We start from the raw sequence: 7,847 nt of genomic DNA on the forward strand, positions 1-7,847 counted from the left end.
TCGCCGCAGCAGCATACAGGGGCCTTGTCCGAAGCCCCCACCAGACCGAATATCCCTTGTGCGGACGCATAATTTACGAGCACCAAATGGCGATTCTGGACTGGCCGGGGAAATCAGCCCCCGAGGGCGGAAGCGAGCACCCGGCCATCTACCACATGATCGATGTGGGCGCAGTCGCTGAGCGCCTTCTCGCGCCGCTTGACCTGCCGGCAGAGCGCAAGGCCTTTTACATATTGGCGGCTGCACTGCATGACCTCGGAAAGATCAATGCCAGTTTCCGGGACATGCTGCGCAAAGGGAAACCACAGGCGGCAGGGCGGCACTGGGAGGTGACCGAAGCGTGGCTTCGGGAGTTCGACGGTGACCTGATCGGGATTGCGGACAACAGACGCATCCGGTTCGACCTGTTCGCATCAATCGCCGGGCACCATGGGCGCCCTCCGGTCCAGGAGAGCTTCGACAGGATGCTCGCCGCGGCCGGGCAAGAGGCGCGTTCGGATGCGCAAGCCGCCCTGCACGAGCTGAAATCCTTTTGGCCAGACGCACGGCTGGACTTGCCCAGGCAAGCAATCGCGGGACTGACCTGGTGGCTTCCGGGGTTCATCGCGGTCGCGGACTGGCTCGGCTCGACGCAACGTTTCTTTCCGCCGGTCGCCGCCGGCCTTGCGCCGGCAGACTATCTGCCACTCGCACGAGAACGAGCCGCACAAGCGATACCACTCGCCGGGCTGGACGTGCCCGAGCTGTCGCAAGACCCGATCATCCCGCCGGACTGGACGCTGCGCCCCATGCAGAAAGCCGCACAGGACATCATGCTGCCCGATGGGCCGGTGCTGGCCCTGATCGAGGACGAAACCGGCTCAGGCAAGACCGAGGCGGCACTGATCCTCGCGCAACGGATGATGCAGGCTGGCAAAGGGCGAGGTCTGTTCTTCGCCCTGCCGACGATGGCCACCGCCAACGCGATGTTCGATCGTGCGGCCAACCTGGTCGGGCGTCTTTACACAACGCCGCCCAGCCTCGCGCTCGCTCACGGCAGGGCCGCGCTGTCGCAGCGCTTCCGCGAGCTCATTCGCAGCACACCCGATGCCAGACAGCCCTCTTGCGCAGAATGGCTCGCCGATGACCGCCGCTGCGCGCTTCTGGCGACGATCGGCATCGGCACGATCGACCAGGCGCTTCTTTCCGGGCTTCCGGTGCTGCACGCCATGTTGCGCCACTACGCGATCAGCCAGAAGATCCTGATCGTGGATGAAGTCCACGAGATGGGCGATCCCTACATGGCCGAGGAGCTGTGCCAGCTGCTTCAGCTCCATCGCCGGATGGGAGGGTCGGCCATCCTGATGACGGCCACGATGCCGGTGGAGCTGCGTGCGAAGCTGTGCCGGGCCTTCGGCTGCGAAGCGCCGGAAAGCCTCGCTTATCCGGCCCTGAGCATCGCCGGGCATTCGCAGATCACCGACCTGACCTCGGTCAACACCCGAGGGCCGATCAAGGTAACACGGCTGCCGACCGCGGATGCGGCTCTCGGTCTGCTGCAAGACGCGGTCAATCATGGCGCCGCCGCGCTTTGGGTCCGCAACGCGGTCGACGATGCCATTGCAGCCGTCAACGAACTTCGCGCTCGCGGCATAGATGCGGATCTTCTGCATGCCCGTTTCGCGCTGTGCGACCGCTTGCGTCATGAGACGAAGGCCCTCGCGACCTTCGGGAAGATGCGAGATCCCCGCCCCGGCCGCGTTCTGGTGGCGACGCAGGTCGTCGAGAGCTCGCTCGATCTGGATTTCGACGTGATGGTCTCGGATCTCGCGCCGATCCCGGCACTGGTGCAGCGGGCAGGCCGCCTGTGGCGGCACATGGACTTGCGCCCGCAGACCGAACGCCCCTGCCCCGCAGCGGTGCTGCACGTCCTTTCACCCGATCCCGATCGGGTCGAAGATCACATGTGGCTGCGCAATGTGCTCGACCGTGGCGCCTTCACCTATCCGCTCGATCTGCAATGGCGATCGGCGCAGGCCCTGTTCACCGCGGGCCGGATCGACGCGCCGGATGGTCTGCGCGCGCTCATCGAAGACGGCCTCTCGGGCGGAACGCTCCCCGATCCCCTGATGCAGGCCGAACAGGATCGTCTGGGCCAGAGCTTCGCGCAGGGAGATCTGGCCCGGCAGAACCTGATCGCGCTCAATGCGCCCTATCGCATGATCAAGGGCTTTTCCGAAGACGCGGATTTCCCGACGCGCCTCGGACGCGAACAGCGGACCCTTGTCCTCGCACGACGGGTCGAGGGGAAGATCCTGCCCCTCGATGCCGATCATTGGTGCGCCGAAAGCCGCCAACGCTCCGAGGTCAGCGCGGCAGCCTACAAGGTCGACAGACTTGCGCTACCGGACCAGTCCGTTCCCGAAATAGTGGCACTGAAGCAGGACTGGCCGGAGTGGCAGCGAAGCCGCATCTTCCTGTGCCCCGTCGGGCCGGAGGGCATGATCTGCGAAGGGTTGTCTTACGATCCACAGCTCGGGCTGCGATTTCAATCCTGAGGCGAGTGCACCAAAATAATGCGGCCCGCACCCGCCATTGCCGTTGACATCTCTTGTTCGCGGAAATGATAGTTGCGGGTGAAAACGCGATTTATCTCTTTTTTGCATATATTTATGGCTTCAAATGCCCCTGAACCTGATCTCGGATGCGTGGATCCCCGTTCGCATGAAGGACGGAACCCGTCGCATCATTTCACCGCATCAGATCGTCGATCCTGACATCGCCGCCCCTGACTGGCCGCGAGCCGATCTGAACCTCGCCTGTTACGAGCTGCTGATCGGCCTGGTCTTCATGGCCGCACCGCCCGAGGACATTGATGTCTGGGAAGGCGGCGCGCTGACCTCGGACGAGCTGAAGGCTCGCCTGTCAGCCTATGCCGGCGCCTTTGATCTTCTGGGCGACGGTCCGCGCTTCCTGCAGGATCCGGAACCCCTGAACGGCGAACCGTCTGGCCCTGACCTGTTGTTCATCGATTCCGCCGGCGGCAACACCGCGAAAAACAACGCCGATCTGATCGTGCATCGCGACCGGTATGAAACGCTCGGTCTTCCCCTGGCGGCGATGGCCCTTTACGCCTTTCAGCAGTTCGCGCCTTCGGGTGGCGCGGGCAATCGCACCTCGATGCGCGGCGGCGGCCCGCTGGTGACGCTGGCGGATCCGGGAACCGGTCTGTGGGATCTGGTATGGTCCAATGTTCCCTTCGGCACTCCCGCATCGCCCGACGATCTTCCGTGGATGCGCCCCACCCGCACCTCGGAGAAGGGACAGACCGTCGGGCCGGGGCAATCCCATCCGATCGAAGCCTTTTTCGGAGTGCCGCGGCGACTGCGCCTGATCGGGGAAGAGGTCGTGACCGGCGTCGTCCAGCGTCCCTACGGCACGAATTACGCCCTGTGGCAGCACCCGCTATCGCCCTATTACCGCATGAAGGCCGGTGCCGAGCTGCTGCCCCGGCACCCTGCGTCCGGCCGCCTCCCCTATCGAAACTGGATCGGCATTCTTCTGAGCGATCCCGACAAGAGCAAAGACGGGCTGCGCCTGAGGGCGACCGCGATCGACGAATTCTTCAATCGTCACCAGCGTCAGGCCAAGCGGATGATCGCCGCGGGATGGGCCATGGACAACATGAAGCCCAGGGATTTCCTGTGGGCGGAACTGCCGCTTTTGTCCTTCGACACCCAAGCCCAGCAACAGGCCGAGACACTGATCGGGGCGGCGGGCGAGGTTGCCTTCGGTCTGCGCCGGGCGCTGGCAATCCTGATAGCCGAAGGGACATCGCGCGACGTGCAGATCGAACAGTTCTGGATGGCAACCGAGGCCGATTTCACCTCGGCCCTGATGCAGCTGGCGAAACCCGGCTTCGACGCGGCCAAGATCTCGGCTGGCTTTCTGTCGGCACTCGGCCGGCAGGCGCTGGCGCAGTTCGATGCGCTGGCCCTGCCGGGCCTGTCCGAGGCCCGGATCGAACACGCGGGCAAGATCGTCGCGGAGCGTCGCATGCTGGCGGCGCTGGTGCATGGACGCAACAAGGCGGGACAGAAGCTCTGGGGCTCTCTCGGCCTTGAGCCTCCTGCACGCAGCACCCCGGCGAAACAGGAGGAACAGGCATGACCAAGGATCAGGAAACCAAACGGCCCGGCCAGATCATCCTCGCCTGGTGGGCGCACGAACTGGGCGAGCGGACGACAGGTTCGCAGAAAGCGCTTTCCGCACAGCTGCGGCGCGCCGATGACGTCAGCGTCCTGTGCCACAAGCCGGTGCACGAGCTGGCACACGCACTGAACATCCGGGACGGCGCGAAGATCGCCCGGCTCGCGCGCGTTCTGGCCCATGTGCGGAGCAACACCGGAGCAAACCTGCCGCGCAAGCTCGGTGCCGGGGATCCCCCTGTCCTGTCCGCGCTTCGCTTCGAGCGCCTGATCCATTCCGAAGGGGCGGATCTCGAAACCGCGATCCGCCGTGCCCTTCCGATGGTCGGTTATGCGGCCAATGTCGCCCATCTGGGCGAGGCCCTTCTGTTCTGGACCGACAAGACCCGCACCAAGTGGTGCTTCGATTATTACGGGACCGATGCACCCGAAGATTCCACCGCCGAGGATGTTTCAGCATGACGACTTTCGTTCAATTCCACCTGCTTACCACCTACCCCCTGTCCAACCCGAACCGTGACGATCAGGGCCGGCCGAAGCAGGCACTGATCGGCGGCAGCCCGCGGCTGCGGATTTCGTCGCAATCGCTGAAGCGCGCGATCCGGGAAAGCAGCTATTTCGCGCAAGATCTCGCCGGCAACATCGGCACCCGCACCCGCCGCCTCGCGACCGAGCTGAAGGCCGAGTTGATGGATCAGGGCGTCATGGAAGATCAGGCCGGCAAGATCGCAAGCGAAATCGGCGCCGTCTTCTCGAAGCTGGAGAAGGACAGCACGAACGCGACGACGCTTGCCTTCATCTCGCCCGATGAATGGGCTCTGGCCCGAAACCTCGCGGCGAAGGCATTGGCCGGAGAGCCCTTCCCGAAGGAGAAAGAGCTCAAGGCCGCCCTGCTGCGTCGGGCGGACGGAGCTGTCGACATCGCGATGTTCGGGCGTATGCTCGCGGACAGCCCGGATTACAACCGCGAGGCCGCGGTTCAGGTCGCCCACGCTTTCACCACCCACCGCGCGCAGGTGCAGGACGACTGGTTCTCGGCTGTCGATGACCTGAAGACCCGCGAGGAAGATGCCGGCGCCGGCCACATCGGCGAACAGGGCTTCGGCGGCGGCGTCTATTACCTTTACGCCTGCGTGAACGTCGATCTGCTGATCGAGAACCTCGGTGGCGATCGGGATCTCGCGGCGAAGGGGATGGAATCTCTTGCCCGCGCCCTGGCGACGGCAACGCCCAAGGGCAAGCAGAACAGCTTCGCCCACCACCCGCGGGCGGGATTCATCCGTGTCGAACGCGGCAGCGCCCAACCCCGCGATCTGTCGGGCGCCTTCCACAAGGCCGTCGCCGCGGACGAGCGCGCCAGCGTCGAAGCCCTGACCGACATGGCCGCGAAGATAGATCGCGCCTATGGCACGAGCTGTGACGCGATGGCGGTCATGGATGTCGCCGAGGGACTGGGCAGCCTCGACGAGGTCGTGGATTTTGCCGCGACCGCAGTCAAGGACGCGCCGGCACATGCGTGACTTCCTGATTTTCCAGCTGATCGCCTCGCTCGGAGCGATGGGCGAGTTCGGCGGGCACGAGCGGCGCGGCACGCTCGGCCTGCCCGGACGATCGGCGGTGATCGGCACTCTGGGCGCGGCCCTCGGACGACGGCGCGATCAGGACTTCGAAGATCTGGAGGCGCTGAAGATCGCCGTGGCGAGCTTTGGCCGCACGGCCCCGCTGCGCGATTACCACACGGTGCAGACCGTGCCGTCAGCCGCGGTCAAGAAACCGCAATCCCGCCCCCAGGCCTTGCGCGATGCGGCCGCTCAGGACCGGCTGAACACGGTTCTGACCAGCCGCGACTATCGGACCGACTGCGTCTTCGGCGTCGCCGTTTCCGGCGGTGATCTGGCCGCGCTGGCACGGGCGCTGAAAGCTCCCGTGTTCTCGACGTTCATGGGCAGGAAGTCCTGCCCCCTCTCGGCCCCGTTCGATCCGCAGATCGTGGCCGCCGAGACCCCGGCCGAAGCGCTGTCGCATCTGCGCCTGCCGCCATGGATCGGTGCCCGGCAGATGATCGAGATCGTGGCCGAGGAAGGCACGGATCTGACCGCCCCCGCCCGGCTGGAGGTGCGCCATGACCGCGCCCTCGATCGCGCATTGTGGCACTATGGTCCGGGGCGCTACGGCGTAGCGCATCCCGACATCAGGGCCGAGGCCGTGACCGTTCCGAACGAGGCCGCCCGATGATGTATCTCTCACGGCTGCGCCTGTCGCGCGATCCTCAGGTTCAGGCTCTCAACGCTCTGCTCGACCCCGCACCGGGCGGGGAACGCGAAGACGCTCATCACCGGCTGATCTGGTCGCTCTTCGCGGGCGATCCGACTGCGCAGCGCGACTTTCTGTGGCGGGCGGAGGGGGAAGGCAGCTTTCTGGTGCAATCGCAGCGCCCGCCCGCCCAAAGCCCGTTCTTCGAGCCGCCGGAAACCCGCGATCTCGCGCCAGATCTGCGCTCCGGAGACCGGCTGTCCTTTCTGTTGCGTGCCAATGCCACCCGAGACCTGCACCGGGGCGACGACAAGAAGAAGCGTCAACGTGTCGATGTGGTGATGAACCTGCTGCATTCCGTTCCGAAAGCGGAACGCAATGCCAAGCGGCTCGATCTCGCCGGACAAGCCGCACTGGAGTGGATGACGGCACAGGGAATGCGCGCAGGCTTCACCCCCGAGCGCGTCGAGGTTCAGGACTACCAGACCGTCACCTTGCCCGGTTATCGCGGCAAGCGCATCGGCGAGCCGCGCTTCGGCATCCTCGATCTGACCGGCACCATCGCCGTGACGGATCCGGACGCCTTTCTCGCCAAACTGGGCCAGGGCTTCGGCCGGGCCAAGGCCTTCGGCTGCGGCCTGATGCTGATCCGGCGAGGCTGAACATGGCGGGGACGGATGCGCACCTTCCGGGTCTGCCCCCGCCGCCCCCCCATCCCCCTCAAGGACCGTTCGCAGCTGGTGTTCGTCGAGCGCGCTCAACTCGACGTCCGGGACGGCGCGTTCTGCGCGGTCAACGCTGACGGGACGGTAACACAGATACCGATCGGCGGCCTCGCAGGGTTGATGCTGGAACCCGGCGCACGGATCAGCCATGCCGCGGTGGCACTGGCAGCGCAGACCGGCACGCTGATCACATGGGTGGGCGAAGGAGGCGTGCGCCTCTACTCCGCCGGACAGCCGGGAGGCGCGCGCTCCGACAAGCTGCTCTGGCAGGCGAGCCTGGCGCTCGACGATGCCGCAAGGCTGCGCATCGTGCGTCACATGTTTGCCCTTCGCTTTGGCGAGGCCGCGCCCGAGCGGCGATCGATCGACCAACTGCGCGGCATCGAGGGCGTGCGTGTGCGTGAAAGCTATGCCCTGCTCGCCCGAAAATATGGGGTAAACTGGAAACGTCGCAAATACGATCCGAAGGATTGGGACGCCGGAGATACGCCGAACCGTTGCCTCTCGGCGGCAACAGCCTGTCTGCACGGGTTGACCGAGGCCGCAGTTCTGGCGGCCGGATATGCCCCGGCGATCGGATTTCTGCACACGGGGAAACCGCTCAGCTTCGTCTATGACATTGCCGATCTGTGGAAGGTGCAGACCGTGGTTCCCGAAGCCTTCCGCATCGCGGGGCTGGCTG

7 protein-coding genes are annotated in these 7,847 nt (G+C 65.5%); all 7 read left to right on the plus strand.

Translation table 11 applies throughout. From position 1 onward, the window contains the following. The first annotated feature begins 86 nt into the window (after positions 1–86). Entirely contained in the window at positions 87–2,537 is a 2,451-nt protein-coding gene (locus CG50_RS15610) for a CRISPR-associated helicase/endonuclease Cas3 (protein WP_036640456.1), read from the plus strand. A 124-nt stretch (positions 2,538–2,661) separates the two neighbouring features. Continuing rightward, a complete protein-coding gene (gene casA / locus CG50_RS15615; RefSeq protein ID WP_051910090.1) occupies positions 2,662–4,149 on the plus strand; it encodes a type I-E CRISPR-associated protein Cse1/CasA in 1,488 nt (495 codons plus the stop codon). Further along, positions 4,146–4,649 carry a type I-E CRISPR-associated protein Cse2/CasB gene (gene casB, locus CG50_RS15620; RefSeq protein ID WP_036640459.1) on the plus strand — a complete coding sequence of 168 codons (504 nt, stop codon included), beginning with the start codon at positions 4,146–4,148 and terminating at the stop codon, positions 4,647–4,649. The genes casA and casB overlap by 4 nt, the downstream gene beginning before the upstream one ends. Beyond that, positions 4,646–5,707: a type I-E CRISPR-associated protein Cas7/Cse4/CasC gene (gene cas7e, locus CG50_RS15625; protein WP_036640461.1), complete on the plus strand. Its 1,062-nt coding sequence runs from the start codon at positions 4,646–4,648 to the stop codon at positions 5,705–5,707. Before casB ends, cas7e begins: the two co-directional genes overlap by 4 nt. Then, positions 5,700–6,422: a type I-E CRISPR-associated protein Cas5/CasD gene (gene cas5e, locus CG50_RS15630; protein WP_051910091.1), complete on the plus strand. Its 723-nt coding sequence runs from the start codon at positions 5,700–5,702 to the stop codon at positions 6,420–6,422. The genes cas7e and cas5e overlap by 8 nt, the downstream gene beginning before the upstream one ends. Beyond that, complete coding sequence (cas6e, locus tag CG50_RS15635; protein WP_036640463.1) at positions 6,419–7,102, plus strand: type I-E CRISPR-associated protein Cas6/Cse3/CasE; 684 nt, start codon at positions 6,419–6,421, stop codon at positions 7,100–7,102. Before cas5e ends, cas6e begins: the two co-directional genes overlap by 4 nt. Before the next feature lie 15 nt (positions 7,103–7,117). Further along, positions 7,118–7,847 (plus strand): type I-E CRISPR-associated endonuclease Cas1e (cas1e, locus tag CG50_RS15640; RefSeq protein ID WP_152559566.1); only part of this gene is annotated, 730 nt, incomplete at its 3' end.

It is taken from the genome of Paenirhodobacter enshiensis, from assembly GCF_000740785.1.
Lineage (GTDB): Bacteria > Pseudomonadota > Alphaproteobacteria > Rhodobacterales > Rhodobacteraceae > Rhodobacter > Rhodobacter enshiensis.

Excerpts from the sequence above, each read along its gene's own strand:
- CG50_RS15610 (WP_036640456.1), top strand. The coding sequence starts at position 87 with ATGGCGATTCTGGACTGGCCGGGGAAATCAGCCCCCGAGGGCGGAAGC.
- casA (WP_051910090.1), top strand. The coding sequence starts at position 2,662 with ATGCCCCTGAACCTGATCTCGGATGCGTGGATCCCCGTTCGCATGAAG.
- casB (WP_036640459.1), top strand. The coding sequence starts at position 4,146 with ATGACCAAGGATCAGGAAACCAAACGGCCCGGCCAGATCATCCTCGCC.
- cas7e (WP_036640461.1), top strand. The coding sequence starts at position 4,646 with ATGACGACTTTCGTTCAATTCCACCTGCTTACCACCTACCCCCTGTCC.
- cas5e (WP_051910091.1), top strand. The coding sequence starts at position 5,700 with ATGCGTGACTTCCTGATTTTCCAGCTGATCGCCTCGCTCGGAGCGATG.
- cas6e (WP_036640463.1), top strand. The coding sequence starts at position 6,419 with ATGATGTATCTCTCACGGCTGCGCCTGTCGCGCGATCCTCAGGTTCAG.